The organism is Collinsella aerofaciens (assembly GCF_018785265.1).
Lineage (GTDB): Bacteria > Actinomycetota > Coriobacteriia > Coriobacteriales > Coriobacteriaceae > Collinsella > Collinsella aerofaciens_AI.
In genome coordinates, this window is the sequence record NZ_WQPK01000045.1 from 281,094 (window position 1) to 306,013 (window position 24,920).

Annotated in this window: 20 protein-coding genes; 15 read left to right on the forward strand and 5 right to left on the reverse strand. The window is 62.3% G+C overall.

Features of this window, described 5'->3' with window-relative positions:
* Positions 1–23: 23 nt before the first annotated feature.
* Positions 24–1,127, reverse strand: coding sequence for an RsmB/NOP family class I SAM-dependent RNA methyltransferase (locus tag GPK42_RS08625; RefSeq protein WP_215694796.1), 1,104 nt, complete (start codon positions 1,125–1,127; stop codon positions 24–26).
* Between the two features lie 157 nt (positions 1,128–1,284).
* Positions 1,285–3,435 (reverse strand): class I tRNA ligase family protein, encoded by a 2,151-nt coding sequence (locus GPK42_RS08630; RefSeq protein WP_215694797.1) that lies wholly within the window; start codon positions 3,433–3,435, stop codon positions 1,285–1,287.
* A gap of 132 nt (positions 3,436–3,567) precedes the next feature.
* Here GPK42_RS08630 and GPK42_RS08635 point away from each other — a divergent pair, with 132 nt between their 5' ends.
* From GPK42_RS08635 to queA, 3 genes are all read left to right on the forward strand, one after another.
* Entirely contained in the window at positions 3,568–4,134 is a 567-nt protein-coding gene (locus GPK42_RS08635) for a DUF3267 domain-containing protein (RefSeq protein ID WP_055310232.1), read from the forward strand.
* Between the two features lie 10 nt (positions 4,135–4,144).
* Positions 4,145–4,720 carry an epoxyqueuosine reductase QueH gene (locus GPK42_RS08640; protein ID WP_195544304.1) on the forward strand — a complete coding sequence of 192 codons (576 nt, stop codon included), beginning with the start codon at positions 4,145–4,147 and terminating at the stop codon, positions 4,718–4,720.
* Between the two features lie 70 nt (positions 4,721–4,790).
* A complete protein-coding gene (gene queA, locus GPK42_RS08645) occupies positions 4,791–6,002 on the forward strand; it encodes a tRNA preQ1(34) S-adenosylmethionine ribosyltransferase-isomerase QueA (RefSeq protein WP_215694831.1) in 1,212 nt (403 codons plus the stop codon).
* Between the two features lie 349 nt (positions 6,003–6,351).
* Here queA and GPK42_RS08650 read toward each other — a convergent pair whose 3' ends face one another.
* Positions 6,352–8,115 carry a coiled-coil domain-containing protein gene (locus GPK42_RS08650; protein ID WP_215694798.1) on the reverse strand — a complete coding sequence of 588 codons (1,764 nt, stop codon included), beginning with the start codon at positions 8,113–8,115 and terminating at the stop codon, positions 6,352–6,354.
* A gap of 294 nt (positions 8,116–8,409) precedes the next feature.
* On the opposite strand from GPK42_RS08650, the gene GPK42_RS08655 reads away from it, so the two are divergent.
* From GPK42_RS08655 to GPK42_RS08665, 3 genes are all read left to right on the forward strand, one after another.
* Positions 8,410–9,210, forward strand: a complete 801-nt coding sequence (locus tag GPK42_RS08655; protein WP_006235414.1) for an SDR family NAD(P)-dependent oxidoreductase — start codon at positions 8,410–8,412, stop codon at positions 9,208–9,210.
* A gap of 438 nt (positions 9,211–9,648) precedes the next feature.
* Complete coding sequence (tgt, locus tag GPK42_RS08660) at positions 9,649–10,788, forward strand: tRNA guanosine(34) transglycosylase Tgt (protein WP_215694799.1); 1,140 nt, start codon at positions 9,649–9,651, stop codon at positions 10,786–10,788.
* Between the two features lie 213 nt (positions 10,789–11,001).
* Positions 11,002–11,760 (forward strand): LOG family protein, encoded by a 759-nt coding sequence (locus GPK42_RS08665; protein WP_215694800.1) that lies wholly within the window; start codon positions 11,002–11,004, stop codon positions 11,758–11,760.
* Between the two features lie 168 nt (positions 11,761–11,928).
* On the opposite strand, the gene GPK42_RS08670 is transcribed toward GPK42_RS08665, so the two are convergent.
* Positions 11,929–12,789, reverse strand: coding sequence for a DegV family protein (locus tag GPK42_RS08670; protein ID WP_215694801.1), 861 nt, complete (start codon positions 12,787–12,789; stop codon positions 11,929–11,931).
* A gap of 156 nt (positions 12,790–12,945) precedes the next feature.
* Between GPK42_RS08670 and GPK42_RS08675 the strand changes: the two genes are divergently transcribed.
* From GPK42_RS08675 to GPK42_RS08715, 9 genes are all read left to right on the forward strand, one after another.
* On the forward strand, positions 12,946–13,608 hold the full coding sequence (locus GPK42_RS08675; RefSeq protein WP_252200220.1) for an HAD hydrolase-like protein: 663 nt from the start codon (positions 12,946–12,948) through the stop codon (positions 13,606–13,608).
* A 54-nt stretch (positions 13,609–13,662) separates the two neighbouring features.
* A complete protein-coding gene (locus GPK42_RS08680; protein WP_215694802.1) occupies positions 13,663–15,099 on the forward strand; it encodes a M20 family metallopeptidase in 1,437 nt (478 codons plus the stop codon).
* Between the two features lie 433 nt (positions 15,100–15,532).
* Positions 15,533–16,474, forward strand: a complete 942-nt coding sequence (locus GPK42_RS08685) for a phosphate ABC transporter substrate-binding protein (RefSeq protein ID WP_215694803.1) — start codon at positions 15,533–15,535, stop codon at positions 16,472–16,474.
* A gap of 26 nt (positions 16,475–16,500) precedes the next feature.
* Positions 16,501–17,409 carry a phosphate ABC transporter permease subunit PstC gene (gene pstC, locus GPK42_RS08690; protein ID WP_117735919.1) on the forward strand — a complete coding sequence of 303 codons (909 nt, stop codon included), beginning with the start codon at positions 16,501–16,503 and terminating at the stop codon, positions 17,407–17,409.
* On the forward strand, positions 17,402–18,328 hold the full coding sequence (gene pstA / locus GPK42_RS08695) for a phosphate ABC transporter permease PstA (RefSeq protein WP_215673892.1): 927 nt from the start codon (positions 17,402–17,404) through the stop codon (positions 18,326–18,328). Before pstC ends, pstA begins: the two co-directional genes overlap by 8 nt.
* Positions 18,325–19,197, forward strand: coding sequence for a phosphate ABC transporter ATP-binding protein PstB (gene pstB, locus GPK42_RS08700; RefSeq protein WP_161160965.1), 873 nt, complete (start codon positions 18,325–18,327; stop codon positions 19,195–19,197). The genes pstA and pstB overlap by 4 nt, the downstream gene beginning before the upstream one ends.
* A gap of 204 nt (positions 19,198–19,401) precedes the next feature.
* Complete coding sequence (locus GPK42_RS08705) at positions 19,402–21,261, forward strand: ABC-F family ATP-binding cassette domain-containing protein (RefSeq protein ID WP_215694804.1); 1,860 nt, start codon at positions 19,402–19,404, stop codon at positions 21,259–21,261.
* A gap of 6 nt (positions 21,262–21,267) precedes the next feature.
* Positions 21,268–22,038, forward strand: coding sequence for a Cof-type HAD-IIB family hydrolase (locus GPK42_RS08710; RefSeq protein ID WP_215694805.1), 771 nt, complete (start codon positions 21,268–21,270; stop codon positions 22,036–22,038).
* Positions 22,039–22,246: 208 nt separating this feature from the next.
* A complete protein-coding gene (locus GPK42_RS08715) occupies positions 22,247–22,636 on the forward strand; it encodes a metal-dependent transcriptional regulator (protein WP_117798716.1) in 390 nt (129 codons plus the stop codon).
* A gap of 279 nt (positions 22,637–22,915) precedes the next feature.
* On the opposite strand, the gene GPK42_RS08720 is transcribed toward GPK42_RS08715, so the two are convergent.
* Positions 22,916–24,868 carry a heavy metal translocating P-type ATPase gene (locus tag GPK42_RS08720; protein WP_252200221.1) on the reverse strand — a complete coding sequence of 651 codons (1,953 nt, stop codon included), beginning with the start codon at positions 24,866–24,868 and terminating at the stop codon, positions 22,916–22,918.
* Positions 24,869–24,920 lie beyond the last annotated feature (52 nt).

Sequence of the window (24,920 nt, forward strand, 5' to 3'; positions counted from 1 at the left end):
TTGTTGAGTTTTGGATCCGTGCGCTAGCTGCGTTTTCGGATCAGGGCAATGTAGAAGCCCTCAAAGTCGCGGCTAGGCGGAATGGTGAGCGTGCCGGGCAGGCCGTTGGCGATGGCCGATACCTGACCCGCGGCAATGGCCTCGGTGAGAGCGTTGCACTCGATACGCGGCTCCTCGCCGGCTTCCTGGGCGCGGCGTGCTTCGCTTTCGCTCGGCGTGCCGTCAAGGGGGATGAGCTCGCAGTCCATATGCTTGTCGAGGGCCTCTTGCAGGGCGTCCTCGTTTTCCTGCGGCATGATCGAACAAGTGGAATAGACGAGCGTGCCGCCCGGCTTGAGGGCTCCCATGGCGCGGTCCAGAAGCGCGCGCTGCGAGCGGGCGCACTTGCTCAGCAACTGCTCGGTGAGGCCGCGCAGGCTTTTCTCGTTGCCGCTGATGACGGTGCCCGTGCCGGTGCAGGGGGCGTCGAGCAGAATACGGTCAAAGCGGAAGAACTCGTCAAGCTCGCGTGCGTCAATGCGCATAACGGGCACGTTTTTGGCGCCCTGGCGGCCCAAGTTGGCCTCAAGCTTTTCGGCGCGGGGAATGCTCATCTCGCAGGCCGTGAGGTGTGCCTGGCCCTGGGTGAGGGCGGCGATCTGCGTCGTCTTGCCGCCAGGGGCTGCGCACATGTCCAGGATGTCCTCGCCGGCCTGAGCGCCCAGGACCAACGGCGGCATCATGGACGACAGGCTCTGCAGATAGATCTTGCCGTCGCGGTAGATGTCGAGATCCCACAGATCGGAAACCTGGGCCTCGGGCAGGATAAAGGCGTCTGGGTACCAAGCGACGGGGTTGTGGGCGATGCCGGCGGCACCGAGCGCCGCAGCGATGTCCTCGGCGGTCGCCTTGAGCGTGTTGGCGCGCAGCGTGACCGGGCGTGTGGCTGCGGCGCCAAAGCCCTCGATCATGAGCTCGGCATCGGCGGGCGCATAGGCGCCGGCGACCGTGTCGACCATAAAGCGCGGCAGGTCGGCGGCGGAGTGTTGGGCGGCAAGCTGGTCGGAAAGCTCGGTGGCGGCAAACTGCCTAAGCTTGAGCTCGGGCTTGACCTGCTTTTTTTGCTTACGACGACGCGGCTTGGACATCCGTCTTTCCTTCCACCTAAATGATTATTCTGGGACGGGGATTAAATAATCATTCCATGACTCCCGTCACAAAAAGACTGTACTGTGGCGCCCGGGAATGATTTTTTAATCCCCGTCCCAGAATAATCATTCCCGGGCGCGTTGCTACTAGCGTGCTTTAGTACTGGCTCTCGTGCTTGCTGAAGAAGTCGAAGCGCGGGGGCAGCGGCTTCACGCGGTGCTCGCCGGGCTTCTCGCCCAGGCTCTCCACGAACTCGTCCGTGGAGGCAAAGATGTTGTCCCAGCTAAAGAAGGCGACGGGGTCGACGTCGAAGTACTCGCAGATGAGCTCGCAGCCGGCCGGCACAATACCGTGCATCAGGACGGTCGCCACGCGCAGCTCGGTAAAGGCGTCGACGAGGGCCTGCGTCATCGCGGCGTTTGCCTCATTACCCTCGAGCTTGTTGGCGGCCTTGGAGGCGTCGCTCCAGCGCTTGTTGGCGGCGCGCAGGTAGTCGTCGCACACGGCGAGCGCTCGGTGCGTCTCGAACTTGTACATGGCCTGCTCAAAGGCGAGGGCTGCCTGCTGGGCGGCTTCGACCACGGTGTCAGAAGCGGCACCGGCGGGGATGCAGCCGTTGCGGCAGGGGCTCTCGTCGCCTTCCTTGATGGCAACGCCGTAGAAGCAGCTGCGGGCCAGGCGGTTGAACACGCCGGTCAGCAGCGCGCTCTCCTTAAGGGCCGGATCGATGACGCGCTTGTCGTCGCAGGCGCGTACCTCGTTGCCGTCCTTGTCCTTGCCGGTCACGCGCGTGTCGTATGCCTTGGGGCTAAAGCTCACCGGCTTTTCGGACAGGCCGAGCGACAGCCAGTGCGCGCGCATCTGCTCGCAGGTGTAGTGGTTGAGCAGGTCGTCTGCCGGCGGGGGAGGCGTCTGCGAGGACGAGCTGGCTTTTTTGCCCATGTAGAGCAGGTGATAGCAGGCGCTGACGGTGCTCTGCGTAAGGTCCCAACCCAGGGCCTCCCACATGGCGGTCTGAGCGATGCAGTAGAAATAGATGTTGTCCTGACCGATGAACTGGTAGATCTGAGCGTCGTCAGAGCACCACCAGTCGCGCCAGTCGAGCGAGCTGTGCTGGTAGGTGGGAGCGGGTACCTGCGTGGAATCGGCGGCGGGCTCGCCCATGAGGGCGGCATCCTGGGCGGCGACGCCCTCGGTCACGCCGGCGGCCTTGGCATCGCGTGCGAGCACGGTACGCGTATAGCTGATGGGCGCCCACAGGCTCTCGGGCCAGCACCAGCAGGTGACGTCGGAGACGCCATCGACCTCGGGCACCGGAACGCCCCAGTCGATGTTGCCGGTGATGCGGAAGGGCACGAGCGCCTTGCCGCTGCGGAAACGCACGCCGCCGTTGGCGAGCACCGCGTGGGCATCGTCGCGCTCCTTCCAGCTGGGGAAGGTGACGGTAAAGCTGCTCTTGTTGCCCTCGGGCTCCAGGACGGTGTGCTCGGGAAGCTGATCTTCGACGGCATCGAAGGCCTCGCGGAACTTGTTCTGAATATAGAGCTGAGCCGGCAGCAGCCACTCCTCCATGGTCTTGGAGACCACGGAACGAACCTGCGGGTTCTGGGCGAGCTTGGCGGTATAGGTCTTCATAAAGTCGAGGTAGGCCGGCAGGTCGAAGTAGAGGTTGTCGACCGGGCGCAGCTCGGGCACCTCGCCGGTGAGCTGGCTCTTAGGCGCGATGAGCTCCTCGGGCTCAAACTGGTGACCCAGGTCGCACTCGTCGGCATAGGCCTTCTCGGACTTGCAGCCCTGGATGGGGCAGCGGCCGATCACCTGACGGCCGTTGAGGAACGTGCCGGCCTTGGCATCGTAGAACTGCAGCGTGGAGCGCTTGGAGATGGTGCCCTGCTCGTGCAGGCGCTCGATAATCTCGGCGGTCACCTCGTTGTGGATCTGGGCCGCCGGCTCAAGGCCCGAGCCGCCGTAGATGTCACAGCTGATGTTGTAGTTGTTGAGGGTCGCGGCCTGGCGGGAGTGATTGGACTCGACATACTCGCTAATGGACTTGTCGTAGCCCTCGTTCTCCTTGAGCTTGCGGTAGCTCTCCATGATGGGCGAGCCATAGCAGTCGGTGCCCGAGGTGAAGATGACGTTCTCACGGCCCAGGCGGTCGCGCAGGAAGCGGGCGAAGAAGTCGGCAGGGACAAAGACGCCGCCAACGTGGCCAAAGTGAAGGCCCTTGTTGCCGTAGGGCTCGCCGGCGGTAACGATGGCGCGGCGAGGCCAGCTGGGACGGTCGTTCATGGAGTATTTGGATGCCATGGGACTCCTTCGCATATGGTGAGGGCGCGGCCGGGCGCGGGGCTCGGCGGCGCGGTGGTCAATTCGTGCATATCGTTCGACATTATCGCACATGCGGGCGGGTGCGTGGCAGGGGCGCTATCCTAAGATGCTATGAATGAGATTTCCAACATACATGCGTTTGAAGACGAGGATTTTCTGCACGCTTGCTTCGTGTGGGGGATGGTCGTAGTCGGCGTGTTTGCCGTGTGCCTGGTGCCGGTGTTTATGCTGCTGGGCGGGCCTGCAGACTTGGATGCGGCTGACGCGGGCGGCTGGATGGCTGTCGTGGGCTGGATAGTCGGCTTGGCTGCGGTTTCTGCGGCGTCATTTGCCGTGCACGAGCTGGTGCATGCAGCGTTCTTTAAGTTGTTTGCGCCTGCGGGTGCGCACGTGACTTTTGGAGCGAACCGTGAGACGTGCATGATTTATGCCTGCGCCGAGGGGATTGTGTATTCGCGCCGGCGGTATATGGCGATTTGCCTGGCGCCGACGGTTGTTGTGACGACAGCGTTTGCCCTGGGGTTTGCGTTTTCGGGCTATCCGCTGCTGTGCTATCTGGCGGCCGGCTTGCATTTGTCAGGCTGTGTGGGCGACTGGTATTACGTGCGGACCATTTTGCGCGACCGCCGCATTGTCGCCTGCGAGGATACGTCCTTTGGCGTGCGCTTTTTTGGGTGAGGAGATGTCGATGAAGTCGTTGTTGCTGCATGCGTGCTGTGCACCATGCTCGCTTGAGCCGGTTCGCCTGCTGCGCGAGGAGGGGTTTGAGCCCACGATTTGCTGGACCAACCCCAATATTCAACCGCGCGATGAATGGCAGCGCCGCTTGGACGAGCTGCGCCGGTGGTGTGCCGATGGCGACATCGAGCTCATCGAGGCAGGGGAGGACCGCGATCGCTGGGAGACCGGCGTGGCGCCGCTGGGTGCCGACCGAGCCCGTCGCTGTCGCGCGTGCTATGCCCTGCGTCTGGCCGAGGCGTGCCGCGTGGCCCAGGAGCGCGGGTTTGAGTTTGTGGGCACGACGCTCGCCGTCTCGCCGTACCAGTTGTTCGAAACCTGCAATGATGTGTTGGAGCGTCTGGCTGCCGCCCGCGGTCTCACCCCGGTGATTCGCGATTTTCGCCCGTATTACCCCGAGGCGACACGCCGTTCGCGCGAGCTTGGCATGTATCGGCAGAACTACTGTGGTTGCCGCTTCTCGGCTGTCGAGGCGGCCATGGACCGCGCCCGCATCCGCGACGAGCGCAAAGCCGCCAAAAAGTAGTTCATTTGGGACGTCAGCCTGCTAGGATGTAGAGCGGACTTTAGCTATATAAGGAGTATCCGACGTGTCTATGCGTACCGATGATTTTGACTACAACCTTCCCGAGGAACTGATTGCCCAGGCTCCTGCCGAGCCGCGCGATTCCTGCCGATTGCTGGTGGTGGATCGCAAGGGCTCTCAGGCGGGAACGCCGCTAAAGCATGGCGGTACCGTTGAGCACCGCATCTTCCGCGACATCATCGACTATATCGAGCCGGGCGACGTGCTCGTCATCAACAAGACGCGCGTGATGCCGGCCCGTCTTATCGGTCGCAAGGCGGGCTCGGGTGGCGTGGTCGAGACACTGCTGCTCAAGCGCCGCGAGGATGTTGACCCGCTGGGTCACGTTTGGGAGTGTCTGGTCAAGCCGGGCAAGCGCCTGAAGCCCGGTGCTCATATTGAGTATCGCGCCGGTGGCGCCCATGCGCCCGAGGGGGCTCCCGTGGTGCTGACGGCCGAGGTTGTCGACTTTGTCACCGATAGCCGCGGCGGCCGCCTGGTGCGTTTTGAGCCGGCCGGCTGCAATGCCGCCGGCGAGCCGCGCACGCTCGACGAGGCCATTCACGCCGCCGGTCACGTGCCGCTGCCGCCCTACATTACCGATTACGAGGGCGATCCCGAGAAGTACCAGACCGTCTACGCCATGAAGGAGGAGCACTCGGCTGCCGCTCCCACGGCGGGTCTGCACTTTACGCCCGAGCTCATGGCCGCTATCGAGGCCAAGGGTGCCAAGTTTGCCGCCGTCGAGCTCGAGGTGGGTATCGATACCTTCCGTCTGGTGGAGGAGGACGACCCCACGCAGCACGTGATGCACACCGAGCGCTACCACGTGTCGCAGGAGGTTGTCGATGCCGTGCACAAGGCCAAGGCCGAGGGTCATCGTGTGATCGCCGTCGGCACCACCGCGGTGCGCTCGCTCGAGAGCGCGTTTGACGCGGACGCGCCGGTGTCCGATCCGGCTGTGACGGCGCGCTATTTTGAGGGCCGCGAGGACGGGGCCGACACGCTCGGCCGCGGCGACATCGTGGTGCGCGAGAACGCGACAACGCAGCTCTACCTCATGCCCGGCTCGACCTATCACGTGGTCGACGCGCTGATCACGAACTTCCACGTGCCGCGCTCCACGCTCATGATGCTCGTGAGCGCACTTGCCACCCGCGACCAGATCATGGATGCCTACGCTGCTGCTATCGAAGAACGTTACCGCTTCTTCAGCTTCGGCGACGCGATGCTCATTTGTTAGTTACGCGGTTCTACGAACCGCGTAACTGCTCGACGCTGCGCGGGCCGCATTTGGACAACCTGACGTTCAACTTCAAGGGCGCGACCAGAAGGTCAGCGCCCTTTCGTTTCACGTCACCTTGTCTCAAATGCGACCCGCTCGCTGACTCTGCCATAACATCGGCATTTCTTTGGTTGTCGATGTGGTCGTTGGGGACGTTCTTGTTCGACTGGTCGTTTAAGAACGTCCTCAATGACTACCTTGCATCAATCTAATAAGTTGCGGTGAGATAGTTCTTGAATTGGCCTTTTTTGAGGCTAAACAGGAACTATCTCACCGCAACTGCGTTGAGCGTTTTTTGGCAGCTGGTTTACTTGCTCGCGAACAGCCAGACTAGGATGATCACCAGGATTGCGGCGACGATGCAGACGATGGCGCCGGTGAATTTGATGCGTGAGTCGCGGGTACGCTCGCGCACCGCGTCCTCGGTGGCCTCGAGCTGGGCGACTTCTCGCTCGGTCTCGGCGTGTTCGGCTTTGTCTCGGGCCAAGGATCCTGCAAGCGACTCAGTGATCTCTGGGTGGTCGTGCACCTCGGTCGCCTGTTCGATAATCGACTGCGCATGCGCGGCATCTGCTTGGGCGTTGGCTATGCTCTGCTCTTGGTCGCGGCGTGCCTTGTCCTCGGCGGCGATCTTCTCGCGCAGTTCGCGCTGGCGCGTCGCGGCGACGGTTTTTGCGGTCTGCAGCTCGTCGCGCGCGGCATCGGCCTCTGCCGTCACGGCCTGATGGGCTCGCTTGGCGTCGGTGATGGGGGCTTGTGCCTGCTCGACGGCCTGCTCGGCTGCGGCAAGCGAGTGCTCAAGGTCGGCGGTGATGCGCGGGACATCTTCTTCGGCTTTACGCAGGGCATCCGCCGTGTCGGAGATCTGCATCGAGAGCTCGCTGGTGCGCACCGTATAGTTGGCGGGATTTGCTGAGGGATTGCGTTGCAGCTCGGCATACTCATGACGCAGCGTCTCGAGCTGGGCGCGCGTGGCGTCGACGGTTTGTTGTGCAGCCGCAATGCCGGCGTCTCGCTCGGCCTTCACCTTGTCGCGGATGCGCTTGGAATCCTCAAGGCGTCGAACGAGGCGGTTGCCGGTCTCGCGAGAGCTCGCCTCGCGGGCCTCCACGGCGTCGAGCGCGGCCTTCAGGCGGAGCTCAGTCGCGTCATCCTCTGTCTTCATTTGTTCGAGCTGACCATTGAGCTCTGTCGCTTTGGCGCCGTGGGCATCACGGTCAATCTCGGCTGCCGCAGCGGTCTTTTGCGCTGTGGCGATCGCCTGACGCTGGTCGGCGACGATCTGCTCGTAGCGGCCTGCGATATCCTGGCGCGTCTCGAGTTCCTCGGCCTGATTGGCAATGCGCTGCTCAAGTTCGGCCAGGTGGGTGCGGGCATCGGCAAGTGCCTTTTTCGCGGCATTCATCTCACGCATGGCCGAGGCGCCCTGGGCGATAAAGGTGCCCACGGCGTTCGCAGTGTTCGAGACAGCGGTCCCCAGATCGCGGCTCGCGGCGGGGGAGTGCGGGGCGGTCGGGCGAGTGGTGTCGGCAGCGTCCGCATCGGCAGTCTGCGGCACGGCGATATTGCCGGTACCGCCCTCGACCACAGAAAAGCCTGCTGCGTGCGGATCGACCGCATCGGCGCCAATCGTGGGGTGCTCGAGCTGCAGAAACGAGGGCATGGTGCTGCCCTGGTCGGCAACCGGAGTCTCGCCGGGCACAAAGGTCGAGGCCGCCTCGGCGGCCTCCTCTTCCTCGGCATCAATATCGGCATCGGCGACGGCGTCTTTCATCGCTTTGACAGCATCCATCATGGAGTCCATGACGGCATCGAGCTCTTCTTCCGAAGACACCTCGATGGGGCCCGCTGCTTGCGGGGCGTCGTCCTGTACAGGGGCGTCGTCCTGAGCGGGCGCATCGTCGTTTTGCTCATCGGCGTTTTCTGTTTCGGGGGTTTCCGCCGCAGCGCTTTCGTCCAAGATGGGGCCGTCGACGTCGGTACCATCGCAGGTCACAGCGTCAGTATCTGCGGTGACGTCTGCGGGATCATCAATATGCTGTTGAGTCTGGGGGTCCAGCTCGTCTGTCATAGGCATGTGCTCCTCATCGTTGTTTGTCACCCTATGATAAAGTCTCGCGCCGACATCCCGCGCGCCGCAGCAAAGTTTCAAAACGTGTTCGATGGCTCGATCTGATAACAATAACTCGGCCGCTTTATCCGGTTTGTACTTGACAATCCCTTCGCCGAACGACGTGGTGCCGTTCGCCTGCTGCGGTCTTTATTTTTCACTTGAACCCGCTAAAGTTGCATTTCAGCTTTTGGCGCGTGAAGTTGGATACGCGCAGTCGGCGGGCGTGCCCGTCGCGATTTGAAAGGACTTTGTATGGGACTTTTCACTGGTAAGACCGTGATCGTCACCGGCGGCGGCAAGGCCACGCTTAAGGACGGCTCCGCTGGCTCCATCGGCTACGGCATCGATATCGCTTTTGCCAAGGAGGGCGCAAACCTCGTCATCACCGGCCGCAACGTCGCCAAGCTCGAGGCTGCCAAGGAATCCCTCGAGGCCGAGTACGGCGTCAAGGTTCTGCCTGTTCAGGCCGATGTTTCAGCCGGTCAGGACAACGAGGCCGTCGTCCAGAACGTCATCGACAAGGCCATTGAGGAGTTCGGCCGCATCGACGCCGTCGTCAACAATGCTCAGGCCAGCGCCTCGGGCGTGACCATCGCCGATCACACCATGGATCAGTTTAACCTGGCCATTTACTCCGGTCTGTATGCTACCTATCTGTACATGCAGAAGGCCTATCCGCACCTGAAGGAGACCAAGGGCTCCGTGGTCAACTTCGCCTCGGGCGCCGGCCTGTTTGGCAACTATGGCCAGTGCAGCTATGCTGCCGCCAAGGAGGGCATCCGCGGCCTGACCCGCGTTGCCGCCAACGAGTGGGGCAAGGACGGCATCAACGTCAATATCGTTTGCCCGCTTGCTTGGACCGCTGCGCTCGAGAACTTCCAGGATGCCTATCCCGAGGCGTTCAAGGCCAACGTCCACATGCCGCCGGCTGGTCACTACGGCGACGTCGAGAAGGAAATCGGCCGCGTGGTCGTTCAGCTCTGCGGCCCCGACTTTAAGTACATGAACGGCGAGACCGTCACCCTCGAGGGTGGCATGGGCCAGCGTCCTTAGGGGTTACGTCTCAGGTTCCGCCGTTCTAACGAACGGCGGACCAGCCGACGCTGCGCGGTCACCAGAGCGACAACTTGTCATTCAAAGAGGACGGCATGACCAGAAGGTCTATGCCGTCCTCTTTTCATGCCAATTTGTTCGCTCTGGCGACCGCTCGCTGACGTTGTCAGAGCATCGGCGTTGCCTTGGCCGTTGGAAATAATCCCAGATGTAGTCGTTGGGGACGTTCTTAAATGACTAGTCGAAAGGGACGCTCTTGCCGGCACCTGGGGACGGTCCCTAAGTGCCGGCAGATTGGGACACTTCTTTGCAAGATGGCGCTGAAGATTGTCCCCGACGACTAGTCGTTTAATGCATCAGTTTCTGTCGAGTCGGTGCTTCTTGCGGGTTGCCCGTATAATGGTTTGCGTATGAACCGCAACCAAGGAGTTCCAGTTTATGGACCAGAGCCTTTTTAAATTCGACCTGATCGCCGAGGACCCGACGACGCATGCGCGTGCCGGCGTGCTGCACACCCCGCACGGCGACATCGAGACACCGATCTTCATGCCCGTGGGCACCAAGGCAAACGTCAAGGGCATTCCTACCGAGACCGTCAAACAGCTCGGCGCCCAGATCGTGCTTGCCAATACCTATCACCTGTCCATGCGTCCCGGCGAGGATACCATCGCCGAGCTGGGCGGCCTGCACAAGTTTATGAACTGGCACGGCCCTATCCTCACCGACTCGGGCGGTTTCCAGGTGTTCAGCCACAACGACGCGGTCAAGCTCACCGATGAGGGCGTGCGCTTTATCGTCAACGATTACGACGGCCGCCACGTGTTCTGGACGCCCGAGGACAACATGGAAATCGCCATGAAACTCGGCTCCGACATCTGCATGCAGCTGGACCAGTGCCCGGGCTATCCCGCCACGCGCGCCTACGTTGAGCGCGCCGTTGAGCTGTCGAGCATGTGGGCCGAGCGCTGCTATAAGGCGCATACCCGCGACGACCAGGCACTCTTTGGTATCGTCCAGGGCGGCATGCACCTAGATCTGCGCCTGCGCTCGCTGCGCCATCTGGAGGAGTGCGGCGACTTCCCCGGTTACGGCATCGGCGGCTACTCGGTGGGCGAGGACCACGAGACCATGTTCGAGACCCTGACGCCGCTTGTGAGCGAGTACATGCCCAAGCACAAGCCGCGCTACCTGATGGGCGTCGGCAACCCCACCACCCTCGTGCGCGGTGTGGGCGTGGGCATCGATATGTTCGACTGCGTGCTGCCGACGCGCACCGGCCGCATGGGCACGGCATTCTCCAGTGAAGGTCGCCTTAACTTCCGCAACGCCCGCTTTGCGCATGACGACGGCCCCATCGATCCCACCTGCACCTGCCCGGTGTGCACGGGCGGTTACAGCCGTGCGCTCATCCGTCACATGGTCACGCAGAAGGAGATGCTCGGCGGCATTCTGCTGTCGATGCACAACATCTACTACCTGCTCAACCTTATGCAGCGTGCCCGTCAGGCCATTATCGAGGGCCGCTACGGTGCGTTCGTGGGCGACTGGATGAACAGTCCTGCTGCGGTGGATTACTAAGGGCGACAGACACGCTTGCAGAGCGTGGGCAACGGCAAAGGCTGAGCGGCAGCCGCTCGTCACATTCTCTGACGCTGGCTGCACGACCGCTGACCGATAGCTTGCAAGCGCTTGATGCTTCGTGGGTACCATACCGAATAGTTGATGTTCGGGCGGGTGTTTGGCGCATGGCGTCGACCCCGCCCGTTTTTCTTTTTCTCGATAGGAGCACCCATGATTAAGAACGAGAATGTCGAGGGCGAGCCTGCCTACGACGAGACGTACCGCCGCGGTCCCGTGGTCATGCGCGGCCCCATGATTCCTAAGGACAACACCTACGCCAACCTACTGGCGCCCGAGGAGTCGACCGACTGGCTGCATGCCGATCCGTGGCGCGTACTGCGCATCCAGGCCGAGTTTGTCGATGGCTTTGGCGCACTTGCCGAGTTAGGGCCTGCGGTGACCATCTTCGGTAGTGCCCGTACGCCCAAGACCGATCCGCTCTACAAGGCGGCGCGCACGGTCGGCCGTAAGATTGCCCAGCGCGGCGTGGCGGTTATCACCGGTGGCGGCCCCGGCATCATGGAAGCGGCCAACAAGGGAGCGGCGAGCGTCAACGGCAAGTCAGTCGGCCTGGGTATCGAGCTTCCGCACGAGCATGGGCTCAACAAATACGTGAACCTCGGTATGGACTTCCGCTACTTCTTTGTACGCAAGACCATGTTCGTCAAATACAGCTCGGGCGCCATCGTGTTTCCCGGTGGTTTTGGCACGCTCGACGAGATGTTCGAGGTGCTCACGCTGGTGCAGACGCACAAGGTCAAGCGTATGCCGCTCGTTTTGGTGGGTACCGAGTACTGGCAGGGCCTGTTCGACTGGCTCAACGGCCCGGTGATGAGCGCCGGTATGATCAGCCCGCTCGATCCGGATCTGGTACACATTACCGATGACCTCAACGAGGCTGTCGACATCGCCCTGAGCGGGCTGATGTAGAGTAGCTAAAATGGGACGGGGCTAAAAAGACTGGTCTGAAACGTTTGATACCAGTCTTTTTAGCCCCGTCCCAAATGAACTGCTTCTAAGTTGCGGTGGAATAGGGATTGATTTGCGGCTGATGAGCCAAAAACAGTCCCTATTCCACCGCAAGTGGTAAAGGTGCCCCTAGTGGATGGGCTGGTAGCGGGGGCAGTAGCTGATGGCGATGGCGTCGACGCCTACATGGGTGGCGATGGTGCAGCCGATGGGGCCGGTGCCGGCGTCTACGTAGTCCTGGCCCGCGAGCGCCTCGTTGACAAGTTCCTGCTCCTCGGCAGCACCGGTCGTGAGCACGCGAACGCTTGAGCCCGGGTGCTCGGTCAAAAACTCGAGGCAGTTAGCCATGGTGTTCGCAACGATGCGCTTGGCTCCGCGGCCCTTCTTGATGGCCTTGATCTCGCCCGACTGCCACTCCGGCGAAACGGCCAGGCGAATGTTGAGCATCTGCGTGAGCTGGCCGGCGAGCTTGGGCGCGCGGCCGTTCTTAACGAGGTTCTCGAGCGTGCGGGGAATCAGCAGCAGGTGGGCGTCGGGCAGCGTCGCGCGGATCTGCGCCTCGGTCTCGTCCAGGCTGCGGCCGTCCTCGCGCATGGCCAGCGCGTACTCCACCAGCAGGCCCTCGGCGCCCGAGCCGGTGCGCGAGTCGATGCAGCGCACGTCGAGCTCGTGCGTTTCGGCCGTCAGGCTGGCGTTGGCATAGCAGGCGGACCACTCGCTGCACAGCGAGATAAAGATGGCGCTATCGTGACCGTCGGCGCGCACGCGGTCAAAGAGTTCCTTGAACTCGCCGGCACTCGGCTGCGAGGTGTGCGGCAGCTGCTCGGAGCCGGCCATGCGGGCGACGTACTCTTGGGCGGTAATCTGCACCTGGTCGAGCAGGTCCTCGCCCTCGATAATCACATGCAGCGGAATCACGTAAATGCCGAGCTCTTGGGCGCGGGCGGGGGAGATGTCCGACGTGGAGTCGGTTATGATGGCAAAAGACATAATTGCACCTTTCGTTGGGGCGCGACGGCGCGGCCTTCTGAGAGCAAAGTGCGACAAGTATAGTGGAGTTGCTCTACATTGCTAGGTTAAATTGTTGAATAGTCAACAGTTTGAAGTGTCGGTGTGGAAATCGTCAACTGGGGAAGAGGGATGCCGATGGAGGCGCTGGAGATATGCAAGCGGCCGGTCGTGCTGTTTGATTTTGATGGCACGGTGGCCGATACGGGTCGGGCGGTGATGACCTCGACGCGCAAGACGCTGGCTGCACGCGGGTTTTCGGAGGCGCAGATGGGTGACCTGCGTCGCATGATCGGGCCGCCCCTGTGGAAGAGTTTTCACGACTTTTATGGCTTCTCCCGCGAGGATTCGCTTGTGGTGGCCGACGAGTACCGCGCCTTTTTTGACGAGCTGGGACCGGAGGAGTATCCCGTGTTCGACGGGATCCCCGAGCTGCTGGATGGGTTGGTCGCCCAGGGCAAGCGCTTGGCCGTGGCGACGTCGCGCATGGAGGCGAAGTGTATCGACATGGTGCATGAGCTGGGTCTTTCTCAGTTTGAGGCGGTGGCTGGCATGAATCCGCTGCAGGGGCGCGAGACCAAGGCCGATTCGGTCCGCGATGCCCTGGCAGAGCTCGGTATGACGGCGTGCGATGCCGTGATGATCGGCGATCGCTTCAACGATGTGGAGGGCGCGCACGCAATGGGCGTACCGTGCATCGGTATCTATTCGGGCGCGGCGGCGCCGGGCGAGCACGAGGCGGCGGGTGCCGATGCAGTGGTGCACTCGGTGGCCGAGCTTGCTAAACTTTTCGCTATATAAGTACTTGATGTGAGGGGCGGGCGTACCCGTCGCTCATTGGTAAGGAGGCAGTCCATGAATCAGGTGGAGCAGAGCGTCGCTGAGTATGTCGACGAGGTCTGGGAGGATGTCGTCGCCGATATCGAGCAGCTGGTGAGTTATCCGTCCGTAGCCGTTGCTGCCGATGCGGAGCCTAGCGCGCCGTTTGGCCGCCCGGTTCGTGATGCGCTCGATTGCGCGCTCGGCATTGCGCAAAAGCTCGGCTACCAGACGAGCGACGACGAGGGCTATGTGGGCATTGCCGATATCCCGGGTCGCGGCGACAAGCAGCTCGCGACCATCTGCCACGTGGACGTGGTGCCCGCCGGCCCCGGCTGGAACACCGACCCGTTTGCGATGGAGCGTCGCGAGGGATGGCTGCTCGGCCGTGGCGTGATTGATGACAAGGGTCCGGCGGTGTTGTCGCTCTACGCCGGTGCCTACCTGCTCAAGCACGGCATTGTGCCGCGCTATACCTTTCGCGCGCTGCTGGGCTGCGATGAGGAAGTGGGCATGTCCGACGTTCACCATTATCTGGAGGACCACGCAGACCCCGACTTTTTGTTTACGCCCGATGCCGAGTTCCCGGTCTGCAATGCTGAGAAGGGCCAGTTTGGGGCGACGTTTGTGAGCCCCAAGATCGACGGCGGGCGCATTGTGTCCTGGAGCGGTGCCGAGGCGAGCAACGCCATTCCGTCGCAGTCCATCTGCGAGCTCGCGATTGCCGCCGATGAGCTGCCGGCGCCCGTTGAGAACGCCGACCGCCTGGAGATCACGGCGCTCGATAACGGGCACGCGCAGATTTTTGCCCATGGCATTGGCGGTCATGCCTCGATGCCCGAGGGAACGATTAACGCCGTCGGCCTGATCGTGGCGTATCTGCGCGAGGCCGAGGACGCGTTTGGTGCACGCGACGAGCGCCTGCTGACGCCTGCCGAGCACGAGTTCGTCAAGTTCCTGGCCTTTGTGCATGCGGATGCCTATGGCCGCGGCCTGGGTATCGATGCGACGAGTCCGGCGTTTGGCCCGCTTACCTGCAACGCTGGCGTCATCCGCGTGGCGGATGGCCATATTGAGCAGGTCATCGACGTCCGCTTCCCCGATAGCACCAGTGCCGATACCATCCGCGAGCAGCTCGACCCGCTCGTGGGCCGTTTTGGCGTGACGTGCCAGCTGGGTCGCGCTAAGGTGCCGTTCTCGGTGTCTGCCGACGATCCGGCCGTGAAGGCGCTTATTTGTACCTATAACGAGTTTACGGGCAAGCATGCTGAGCCCTTTGCCATGGGCGGTGGCACCTATGCGCGCAACTTTGCCCGCGCCGTCTCGTTTGGCCCCGAAGAGACCGGCCTGGAGCTGCCCGAGTGGGGCGGCCAGATGCACGGTCCCAACGAGTGCGCCAACGAGGAACAGCTCAAGCAGGCGCTCAAGATTTATATCGTGGCGATCCTGCGCCTCAACGAACTTGAACTATAGTTACGCGGTTTTACCAAACCGCGTAACCAGTCGACGCTGCAAGCCCGCCAGAGCGGCAATCTGCCTTTCAACTTCGGTGGCATGATCAAAAGATCAATGCCACCTTGTTTCATGGCACCTTGCTCTCTCTGGCGGGCTTTCGCTGTCGTTGCCAAAACATCGGCGTTGCTGGGGTAGTCGTTGGGGACGTTCTTAAATGACTAGTCAAACAAGACTGTCTCCAATGACTACCTTCCTCTGGTGTAAAAGGCGCGCCACGCTAAATGCCGGGTTTGTTATTCGTTTGTAAAGGCCGTGCTGCGCTTGCGGTAAGGGTCTATCAGATGCCCGTAAAAAACCGCAGTTGGCGCGGGTGCTGCCCGGTCGGGGTCGTATCTTTCCAAACAGCAAAGCGGGCAGGGTACCCGCGAGTCGCATGTACGAAAGGAAGATCATGCTCGATCAGGCTTATTCTCGTCGTCAGTTCCTCGGCCTCGCTGGTGGTTTTGCCAGCATCGTCGGTCTCGGTCTCGTTGGTTGCGGCGGCTCCGGCGCATCCGACGCCGCCGACAAGGGTAGCGCCGCTGCTACTGCCGAGTCCGTCTCCGGCGAGGTGACCTACGACGGTGCCTCCTCGTTCCAGGCTCTCGTCGAGGCTGCTGCCGAGAAGTTCATGGATGCCAACCCGGACGTCTCCGTTTCCGGCTCGGGCAACGGTTCGGGCAAGGGTCTGACCGCTGTCGCCGCAGGCACCGTCACCATCGGTAACTCCGACGTCTTCGCCGAGACCAAGCTCGAGGCCGACCAGGTCAAGAACCTCGTCGACCACGAGGTTGCCGTCGTGGGCATGGGTCCCGTCGTCTCCAAGAACGTGACGGTCGACGACCTGTCCCTCGAGCAGCTCAAGGGCATCTTCTCTGGCCAGATCACCAACTGGAAGGAGGTCGGCGGCGACGACGCCACCATCGTCGTCCTCAACCGCAAGGCCGGCTCCGGCACCCGCGCCACCTTCGAGGCCGCCGTCTTTGGCGACGAGGCCGTCGACTTTAAGGGCGACGCCGAGCTCGACAAGTCCGGCGACGTCCAGACTCAGATGGGCAGCACCGATAACGCCATCTCCTACCTCGACTTCTCGCACTTCGATGACTCCAAGTTCAACGCCATCAAGGTCGAGGGCGTCGAGCCCAAGAGTGCAAACGTCACCGACGACTCCTTTAAGATCTGGGCTACCGAGCACATGTACTGCTCCAAGGACGCCGACGAGGCCACCAAGGCCTTCCTGGAGTTCATGCTCTCCGACGACGTCCAGGGCAAGCTCGTCGAGGAGCAGGGCTTTATCCCCGTCTCTGCCATGAAGGTCGTCAAGGACGCCAGCGGCAAGGTCTCCGCTAAATAAATAATCGCCCCCCGGAAAGGTTTGCAATGGCAAAACAGCTGCCAAAACGCGACCTTGAGAACGTGGGCCTGGGCGTCACGGGTGCGTGCGTTGCGCTCGTGACGCTTGTCGTTGCCGCGCTCATCTTTATGGTCGCCCAAAAGGGCCTCTCGGCTTTTCTCAAGGACGGCGTCTCGGTCGTCGAGTTCTTTACCGGCACCAAGTGGGACCTGGCCAACACGGCCGAAAACGGCCTACCTTATACCGGCGCCCTGCCCCTGATCGTCACCTCGTTTGCGGTCATGGTGCTCTCCACACTTATCGCGCTGCCCATCGCCATCGGCTCTGCCATCTTTGCGGTCGAGATCCAACCCAAATTTGGCTCCAAGGTCTTTCAACCGCTTATTGAGCTTTTGACCGGCATTCCCTCGGTCGTCTTTGGCCTGATTGGCTTTCACGTGGTCGTCGGCCTTATGAAGAGCGTTTTCCACGTGAGTACGGGTCTGGGCATCTTGCCCGGCGCCATCGTGCTGGCCGTCATGATCCTGCCGACTATGACCACGCTTTCGGTCGATGGCCTGCGTGCCGTGCCCGACAGCTACCGTCAGGGCTCGCTCGCGCTGGGCTACACCCGCTGGCAGACCATCTGGCACGTGGTGCTCAAGTCTGCCATGCCGTCGCTCATGACCGCGGTCATCCTTGGCATGACCCGCGCCTTTGGCGAGACGCTCGCCGTGCGCATGGTTATCGGCGGTATCGAGGCCATGCCGACGTCGCTGCTGTCGCCGGCGTCCACCATCACCACCACGCTCACCACGTCCATGGCGGTCTATGCCGAGGGCTCGGCCCAGGACGATGTTCTGTGGGCGCTAGGTCTGCTGCTGATGGGCATGAGTCTCATCTTCATCCTGATCATCCACCTTATCGGCCGCAAGGGGGCGAAGGCTCGTGGCTAGCACGCGTATCCACATCGACGAGGCGAGGCTCGGGCGTGTCCAAAAGCAGGACCGCTTCGCCACGGGCGTGTTGACGGCGATCGTCGCCATCGTCATGCTCATCGTCGTCTCCATGGTGGCCTATATCCTGTTCGAGGGCATCTCGACGCTGTTCCAGCCGGGCTTTCTCACGGAGCCGTCGCGCGCCAACGGAACGCAGGGCGGCGTGCTCTACCAGCTGTTCGACTCGTTCTACCTGCTGCTGATCACCCTGATCATCTCGGTGCCCATCAGCCTGGGTGGCGCAGTCTTTTTGGTTGAGTACGCACCCGACGGACCCGTCCGCGACATTGCCTCCACCGCCATCGAGACGCTGTCCTCGCTGCCTTCCATCGTTGTCGGCATGTTCGGTTTTCTGGTGTTCTCGGTGCAGCTGGGCTGGAAGTACTCCATCATCTCCGGCGCCGTCGCGCTCACCATGTTCAATATCCCCATTCTGGTGCGCGTGATCCAGCAGGCGCTCGAGGACGTGCCGCAGGCCCAGCGCGATGCGTGCCTGGCCATGGGCCTCACCCGCTGGGAGGCCACGCTGCACATCCTGATTCCCGAGGCCATGCCCGCTATCGTGACCGGCATCGTGCTTTCGGCCGGCCGCGTCTTTGGCGAGGCCGCGGCGCTGCTCTTTACCTCGGGCATGAGCTCGCCGGTTCGCCTCAACTTCTTGAGCCTTAACCTGTCGAGCCCTACTTGCGCCTGGAACGTGTTCCGCCCCGGTGAGTCGCTCGCCGTGCATATCTACAAGATCTATGGCGAAGGCAGCCCCGAGGCCCAGCAGATCGTTTGGGGTACCGCGGCACTGCTGATGATTTGCGTGCTGCTGTTTAACGTAATCGCCCGCATTGTGGGCAAGCAACTGGCAAGGAAGATGACGGCCGAATGAGCGAGATGAATGTAACGCCCGCAACCGAAGCGGCATCGTCCGACACCCGGGACTTCCTGTCGAGCGTGGGGGAGAGCGAGAAGCGCGTGCGCGTGAGCGGCAAGGCCGTGAGCGACGAGGTTGTGCTCTCCACCAAGGACGTCAACGTGTACTATGGCGACCACCATGCACTGCACAATACGTCGCTCGACTTCCACAAGGGCGAGATCACGGCGCTCATTGGGCCTTCGGGCTGCGGTAAGTCGACCTTCTTGCGTAGCCTCAACCTCATGAATCGCGAGATTCGCGGCTGCCGCGTGGAGGGCGAGATCAACTATCGCGGGCGCAACGTGAACACCAAGACCGAAAACACCTACGAGCTGCGCCGTTCCATTGGCATGGTGTTCCAGCAGCCCAACCCGTTCCGCAAGTCCATTCGCGACAACATCACGTTTGCGCCCAAGCGCCACGGCATCACCGACCGTGACGAGCTCGACCGCATGGTCGAGGAAAGCTTACGCGGCGCGGCGCTGTGGGACGAGGTCAAAGACAAGCTCGATAAGAGCGCCTATGCGCTTTCGGGCGGTCAGCAGCAGCGTCTGTGCATCGCGCGCACGCTGGCGCTCAACCCCGACGTGATTCTGTTCGACGAGCCCTGCTCGGCGCTCGACCCCATCTCGACGCTGGCGATCGAGGACCTCATGTCATCGATCGTGGCTGACCGCGCCATCGTTATCGTGACGCACAACATGGAGCAGGCGTCGCGCGTGTCCAACCGCACGGCGTTCTTCTACATGGGCGATATGGTCGAGTACGACGAGACCGACGAGATTTTCCAACGGCCCAAGGATAAGCGGCTGAATGATTACCTCATCGGCATGTTCTCCTAGTCCGGGACATGCTTGAGGCCCGCGGCGGCCACGGTTGCCGCGGGACTGATTGGAGAGGCGGGTCATCTCTTGTGGGAGATGGCCCGCCTTTTGCTCTGCGACCGAAACGACCACCACAAAGGGGACAGGCGCCTTCGTGGTGGTTTGGGGTGGGGCTCGCTGCTATCATGGACAACGTTGAATTTCTAAGAAGGAGCAGGGCATATGGCGATTCTTTTGGGATGCGATTCCGTCAGCCTAGAGTTTCCCACCAAGCATATTTTCGATAGCGTGACGCTCGGCGTGGGCGAGGGCGACCGCATTGGTATTGTCGGCAAAAACGGCGACGGCAAGTCGACGCTGCTGAGCGTGCTCGCCGGCACGCTGGAGCCCGACGACGGCCGCGTGACGCACCGTCGCGGCACCACGATTGGTCTGCTCGGCCAAAAGGACCAGCTTGTCGACACCGATACCGTGCATCATGCCGTTGTGGGCGACGCGCCTGAGTACGAGTGGGCGTCGAGCCCCCGCACGCGCCAGATTCTCGCCGGTCTTATTAGCGATGTGCCCTGGGAGGGCACGGTTGGCGAGCTTTCGGGCGGCCAGCGCCGTCGCGTGGACCTCGCGCGCCTGCTGATTGGTGACTACGACGTGCTCATGCTCGACGAGCCCACCAACCACCTGGACATGCGCACCATCAACTGGCTCGCGCGTCACCTTAAGGCCCGCTGGCAGCGCGGTCAGGGCGCCATGCTCGTGGTCACGCACGACCGCTGGTTCTTGGACGAGGTCTGCACCAGCATGTGGGAGGTCCACGATGGCCAGGTCGATCCCTTCGAGGGCGGCTATTCGGCCTACATCCTGCAGCGCGTAGAGCGCGACCGCATGGCCGCGGTTACCGAGGAGCGCCGTCGCAACATGGCGCGCAAGGAGCTCGCGTGGCTGAGCCGCGGTGCCCAGGCTCGTTCCACCAAGCCCAAGTTTCGCGTGGATGCCGCTCGTGAGCTGATCGCCGACGTGCCGCCCGTGCGTGACGAGCTGGAGCTCAAGCGCTTGGCCGTGAGCCGCTTGGGCAAGCAGGTTATCGATGTGGTCGACGTGGATGCCGGCTATGCCGATACCGACGGCGCGCCCAAGCAGGTGCTCACCGATGTGACCTGGCTCATTGGTGCGGGCGACCGCTATGGCCTTTTGGGTGAGAATGGCGCTGGCAAGTCGACGCTGCTTGATGTGATCCAGGGTAAAATTGCGCCCACGCGCGGCCGCGTGAAGATTGGCCAGACGGTACGCTTTGGCGTGCTGTCGCAGCAGCTCGAGGAGCTCGAGCCCTACATGGGCGACACGATCCGCGAGGTGCTCAGCAACTATAAGAAGTACTACGTCATCGACGGCAAGGAGACTTCGCCCGAGAAGCTCTGCGAGCGCCTGGGATTTACGACGCAGCAGCTCTGGAGCCGCATCGGCGATCTTTCGGGCGGCCAGCGCCGTCGCCTGTCGCTGCTGCTGACGATCCTGGACGAGCCCAACGTGCTCATCCTGGACGAGCCCGGCAACGACCTGGATACCGACATGCTCGCGATTGTCGAGGACCTGCTCGACGGCTGGCCCGGCACGTTGATCCTGGTGACACACGACCGCTTCTTGATGGAGCGCGTGACCGACCAGCAGTGGGCGCTGATCGACGGTCACCTGACGCATATGCCCGGCGGCGTCGACCAGTACCTGCGCCTGTGCAACGCCACCGCCGAAGACGAGCCCGTGGGTGCGCCGAGTGCCAAGACCGGCACGTTTGACACCGGTGCCGCGGCGGCTGCGGCCGAAAAGCCCAAGTCGAGCGGCCAGCCCAATGGCCTTTCCAACGCCGAACGCCAGAAGCTCCGCCGCGAGGTGAGCTCGCTCGAGCGCAAAATGGAGACGCAGCGCGCACGCGTGGAGGAGGCCGAGGCCGCGATGACCCAGGTCGACCCCACCAATTACACGGCGCTGGGCGAGCAGCAGGCAAAGATCGACGAGGCCCACGCTGCCATGGACGAGTTGGAGATGGCGTGGCTCGAGGCGAGCGAGAAGCTCGAGGGCGAGGAGTAGGCGAGGATGATTAAGGCTGCGTTTTTCGATATCGACGGCACGTTGCTGAGCTTTAAGACCCATCGGATTCCGGCGTCGGCGCAGCGGGTGCTCGATAGCTTTCACGAACAGGGGATTGCGTGCGTAATCGCCACGGGTCGCCCGACCTACCAGATGCCGGATTGGCTGTTCGACTTGGGTTGGGATGCGTACATTACGCTTTCGGGCCAGCACTGTTTTGATGCCAAGGGCGTCTACCGCAGCTGCCCGATCGATCCGGACGACGTTGCGGTGATTGTGGACCAGGTGGCGCAGGGGCGCTACGACTCGCTGTGCATGCAGGGCGAGAACTCGTTTGTGAACCGCCTGTCCGAGCGCGTGGTGACGGCTGGCAGCAACGCGGGAATCGTCTACCACGAGGAGCCGTTTGAGCACGCCTTTGACGCACCGGTCTACCAGTTCTGCGCCTTTGTGGACCCGGCCGACGAACATATCGTGACCGACGCCGTGTCGCATTCGCTCACCACGCGCTGGTGCGACCTGTTCTGCGACATTATTCCCGCTAACGGCGGCAAGGACCTGGGCGTGGCGGCGACGCTCGAGCGGCTTGGTATCGACGCGAGCGAGGCGATTGCCTTTGGCGACGGCGAGAACGACCTGTCGATGTTCTCGGCCGTGGGCACAAGTGTGGCCATGGGCAACGCGCAGGACACGGTGAAAGCTGCAGCGACCTATGTGACGACCGCCGTGGACGACGACGGCATCTGCAACGCCGCGAAGCACTTTGGACTGTTATAACTGCGGCTCGGCACTTAGGGATGCTCCTTTTCTGCCGGCAGCTGGGGGACACTCCTTGCGGGGCGTCCCCATTTTGTTTTCGTCCCGCACGTTTTGTGAAACACGGCTAACTTTTAGACAAAGTAGTAAGACATGGGCAACTTTTGCGGTAAAGTTAGCCGTGGAAAGTATCCAAAGGCTAACTAGCAATCATCGCGAAAGGTGGCCCATGGCCCTACGTGAATCCGGAGAAGACTATCTCGAATCGATCTACGTTCTGTCGGAACGTCAGGGCATCGTGCGCTCGATCGACGTCGCGGAGTACCTCGGCGTAACCAAGGCGAGCGTTTCCAAGGCCATGGCGACGCTGGAAAGCAACGGCTATGTCGAAATGGGCAAGCGCGACGTTCATCTGACGGAGTGTGGTCTGGAGGTCGCTCGCCAAATGTGGGAGCGTCACTGCTTTTTCGTGGGGCTGCTGGAGGATGCGGGTGTTTCGGCTGAGGTCGCGTCGCAAGAGGGCTGCCACATGGAGCACTGCCTGAGCGAGGAGAGCTTTGAGAAGCTGAGGGCGATGCTGGGACGGGAAGATGTGGCGGGCCCAACAACGGAAGCCTAACTGACTTACAGTGGCGCGGAGTTCGCGCAAAGCGCGAACCAGCGACCGGGACCAGTAGTCCCGCCAACCAAGTCCAACTCAGACAAGGAACCCCACCAGCAAGCGATGCCCAAGAACCGCCAGCTGTGTCAACGCAGGTCGGGGCCGGGCTTGGTTTTGAAAACACTCCGCAGTGCGAGGCCCGTCTTTCCGTTGCTCCGCAGGAGCAGGAAAGACGGGCCTCATGCGCGAGGACGTTTTCAAAACCAAGCCCGGCCCCGACCGGACAGACCACAAACGCTACAGGTTCTTGACACCCATCGCGCGCATGGCGTTCAGGATGGCGATGATCGCCACGCCTACGTCGCCGAACACGGCAAGCCACATGTTGGCGATGCCCAGTGCCGCAAGCGCCAGAATCAGCAACTTAATGCCCAGCGCAAAGATGATGTTCTGCCAAACAATCGACATGGTCTTGCGCGCCACGCGGATCGCGCGGGAGATGTTGGACGGTTTGTCGTCCATGAGCACCACGTCGGCGGCCTCAATCGCGGCGTCGGAACCCATAGCGCCCATGGCAATGCCAACGTCTGCGCGGGTGAGCACGGGCGCATCGTTGATGCCGTCGCCGACAAAGGCGAGCTTGCCCTTGCCCGATTCGGCTGCCAGCAGCGCTTCAACACGCTCGACCTTGTCGCCCGGCAGCAGCTGCGCGTGGAACTCGTCGAGCCCCAGCCGCTTGGCCACCGCAGCAGCCACTTCCTCGCGGTCGCCCGTGAGCATGACGGTGCGCTTGACGCCGGCGGCGTGCAGGTCGCGGATCGTCTGCTCTGCATCGGCCTTTATGGTGTCGGCAATTACAATGTGGCCGGCATAGATGCCATCGACTAGCACGTGGAGGATGGTGCCGACGACCTCGCAATCGGGCGCTTCGACTCCGGCCGCGGCGAGCATCTTTGCGTTGCCAACGACGACGTGCTTGCCGTCGATGGTTGCCGTCACGCCGTGGCCCGCGTCGTTGGCGGAGTTGCTAACGCGCTTGGGGTCGACCTCGCCCTGGTAGGCGACACGTACGGACTGCGCGATGGGGTGATCGGAGAACGACTCAGCAAGGGCTGCGACTTCGAGCAACGACTGCTCGGTATAGCCGGCCTCGGGGTGTACCGCGACCACCGAGAACGTGCCGTTGGTGAGGGTGCCCGTCTTGTCAAAGACGACGGTGTCCACGTCGGCGAGCGTCTCGAGGTAGTTAGAACCCTTGATGAGAACGCCCAGCTTGGACGCGCCGCCGATGCCGCCAAAGAAGCTCAGCGGCACGCTGATCACGAGCGCGCACGGGCAGCTGACGACCAGGAAGGTCAGGCCGCGCAGGATCCAGTCGGACCAGGCGCCGGTGACCAAGCCGCCGCCGAGCGCGAGCACCGCGGCAGCGCCGGTGACGGCGGGCGTGTAGATGCGGGCAAAGCGCGTGATGAAGTTCTCGGTGCGCGCCTTCTTTTCGCTGGCGTTTTCTACGAGCTCCAGGACGCGCGCGACGGTGGATTCGCCAAATGGCTTGGTGGTGCGCACGTGGATGAGCCCCGTCATGTTGATGCAGCCGCTGATGATATCGTCGCCGGACTTGGCGGGGCGGGGAGCTGACTCGCCCGTGAGTGCGGCGGTGTCGAGCTGGGTTTCGCCCTCGACGATGACGCCGTCGATAGGCACGCGCTCGCCGGGCTTGACCACGATCACGGTGCCGACCGCGATGTCATCGGGGAAGACCTGTTCGAGTGAGCCGTCGGCTTGCTCGACGTTAGCGTAGTCGGGCGCGATGTCCATCATGGCGCTGATCGACTTGCGGCTCTTGCCCACGGCGTATGCCTGGAACAGCTCGCCGACCTGGTAGAACAGCATGACGGCGGCGCCTTCGGCCATGTGCGGGTCTGTGTCGGGGAAGAGCACCATGGCAAACGCGCCGATGGTCGCGACTGCCATAAGGAAGCTCTCATCGAAGGCCTTGCCGCGGCGGATGTTATTGAATGCCTTTTGCAGCACGTCGTAGCCGGCAATCAAAAACGGTATGAGGAACAGCATAAAGCTGGCGTAGATGTCGCCCGGGGTACCGAATGCGGCGGTGAGGGTGCCGAGCTCATCGAGGGCGTACACCACGGCAAAAATGCCCAGCGCTACCAGGATGCGGTTGCGCTTATGCTCGAGCGACTCTTTTTTCCTACGCTTCTTCTTTTTCTTCTTGGGGTCGGCGGTGGCCATGACTCGTATCCTCCCATTTGAATGTATGAACACTCGCTCATACAATTTCGCG

What these genes read in the sequence shown, in the direction of transcription:
- GPK42_RS08680 (WP_215694802.1), top strand. Translation starts at nt 13,663, where the DNA reads ATGAATCAGGTGGAGCAGAGCGTCGCTGAGTATGTCGACGAGGTCTGG.
- GPK42_RS08705 (WP_215694804.1), top strand. Translation starts at nt 19,402, where the DNA reads ATGGCGATTCTTTTGGGATGCGATTCCGTCAGCCTAGAGTTTCCCACC.
- GPK42_RS08710 (WP_215694805.1), top strand. Translation starts at nt 21,268, where the DNA reads ATGATTAAGGCTGCGTTTTTCGATATCGACGGCACGTTGCTGAGCTTT.
- GPK42_RS08655 (WP_006235414.1), top strand. Translation starts at nt 8,410, where the DNA reads ATGGGACTTTTCACTGGTAAGACCGTGATCGTCACCGGCGGCGGCAAG.
- GPK42_RS08665 (WP_215694800.1), top strand. Translation starts at nt 11,002, where the DNA reads ATGATTAAGAACGAGAATGTCGAGGGCGAGCCTGCCTACGACGAGACG.
- GPK42_RS08685 (WP_215694803.1), top strand. Translation starts at nt 15,533, where the DNA reads ATGCTCGATCAGGCTTATTCTCGTCGTCAGTTCCTCGGCCTCGCTGGT.
- tgt (WP_215694799.1), top strand. Translation starts at nt 9,649, where the DNA reads ATGGACCAGAGCCTTTTTAAATTCGACCTGATCGCCGAGGACCCGACG.
- queA (WP_215694831.1), top strand. Translation starts at nt 4,791, where the DNA reads ATGCGTACCGATGATTTTGACTACAACCTTCCCGAGGAACTGATTGCC.
- pstB (WP_161160965.1), top strand. Translation starts at nt 18,325, where the DNA reads ATGAGCGAGATGAATGTAACGCCCGCAACCGAAGCGGCATCGTCCGAC.
- GPK42_RS08635 (WP_055310232.1), top strand. Translation starts at nt 3,568, where the DNA reads ATGAATGAGATTTCCAACATACATGCGTTTGAAGACGAGGATTTTCTG.
- GPK42_RS08630 (WP_215694797.1), bottom strand. Translation starts at nt 3,435, where the DNA reads ATGGCATCCAAATACTCCATGAACGACCGTCCCAGCTGGCCTCGCCGC.
- GPK42_RS08640 (WP_195544304.1), top strand. Translation starts at nt 4,145, where the DNA reads ATGAAGTCGTTGTTGCTGCATGCGTGCTGTGCACCATGCTCGCTTGAG.
- GPK42_RS08715 (WP_117798716.1), top strand. Translation starts at nt 22,247, where the DNA reads ATGGCCCTACGTGAATCCGGAGAAGACTATCTCGAATCGATCTACGTT.
- pstC (WP_117735919.1), top strand. Translation starts at nt 16,501, where the DNA reads ATGGCAAAACAGCTGCCAAAACGCGACCTTGAGAACGTGGGCCTGGGC.
- GPK42_RS08625 (WP_215694796.1), bottom strand. Translation starts at nt 1,127, where the DNA reads ATGTCCAAGCCGCGTCGTCGTAAGCAAAAAAAGCAGGTCAAGCCCGAG.
- GPK42_RS08650 (WP_215694798.1), bottom strand. Translation starts at nt 8,115, where the DNA reads ATGACAGACGAGCTGGACCCCCAGACTCAACAGCATATTGATGATCCC.
- GPK42_RS08675 (WP_252200220.1), top strand. Translation starts at nt 12,946, where the DNA reads ATGGAGGCGCTGGAGATATGCAAGCGGCCGGTCGTGCTGTTTGATTTT.
- GPK42_RS08670 (WP_215694801.1), bottom strand. Translation starts at nt 12,789, where the DNA reads ATGTCTTTTGCCATCATAACCGACTCCACGTCGGACATCTCCCCCGCC.
- GPK42_RS08720 (WP_252200221.1), bottom strand. Translation starts at nt 24,868, where the DNA reads ATGGCCACCGCCGACCCCAAGAAGAAAAAGAAGAAGCGTAGGAAAAAA.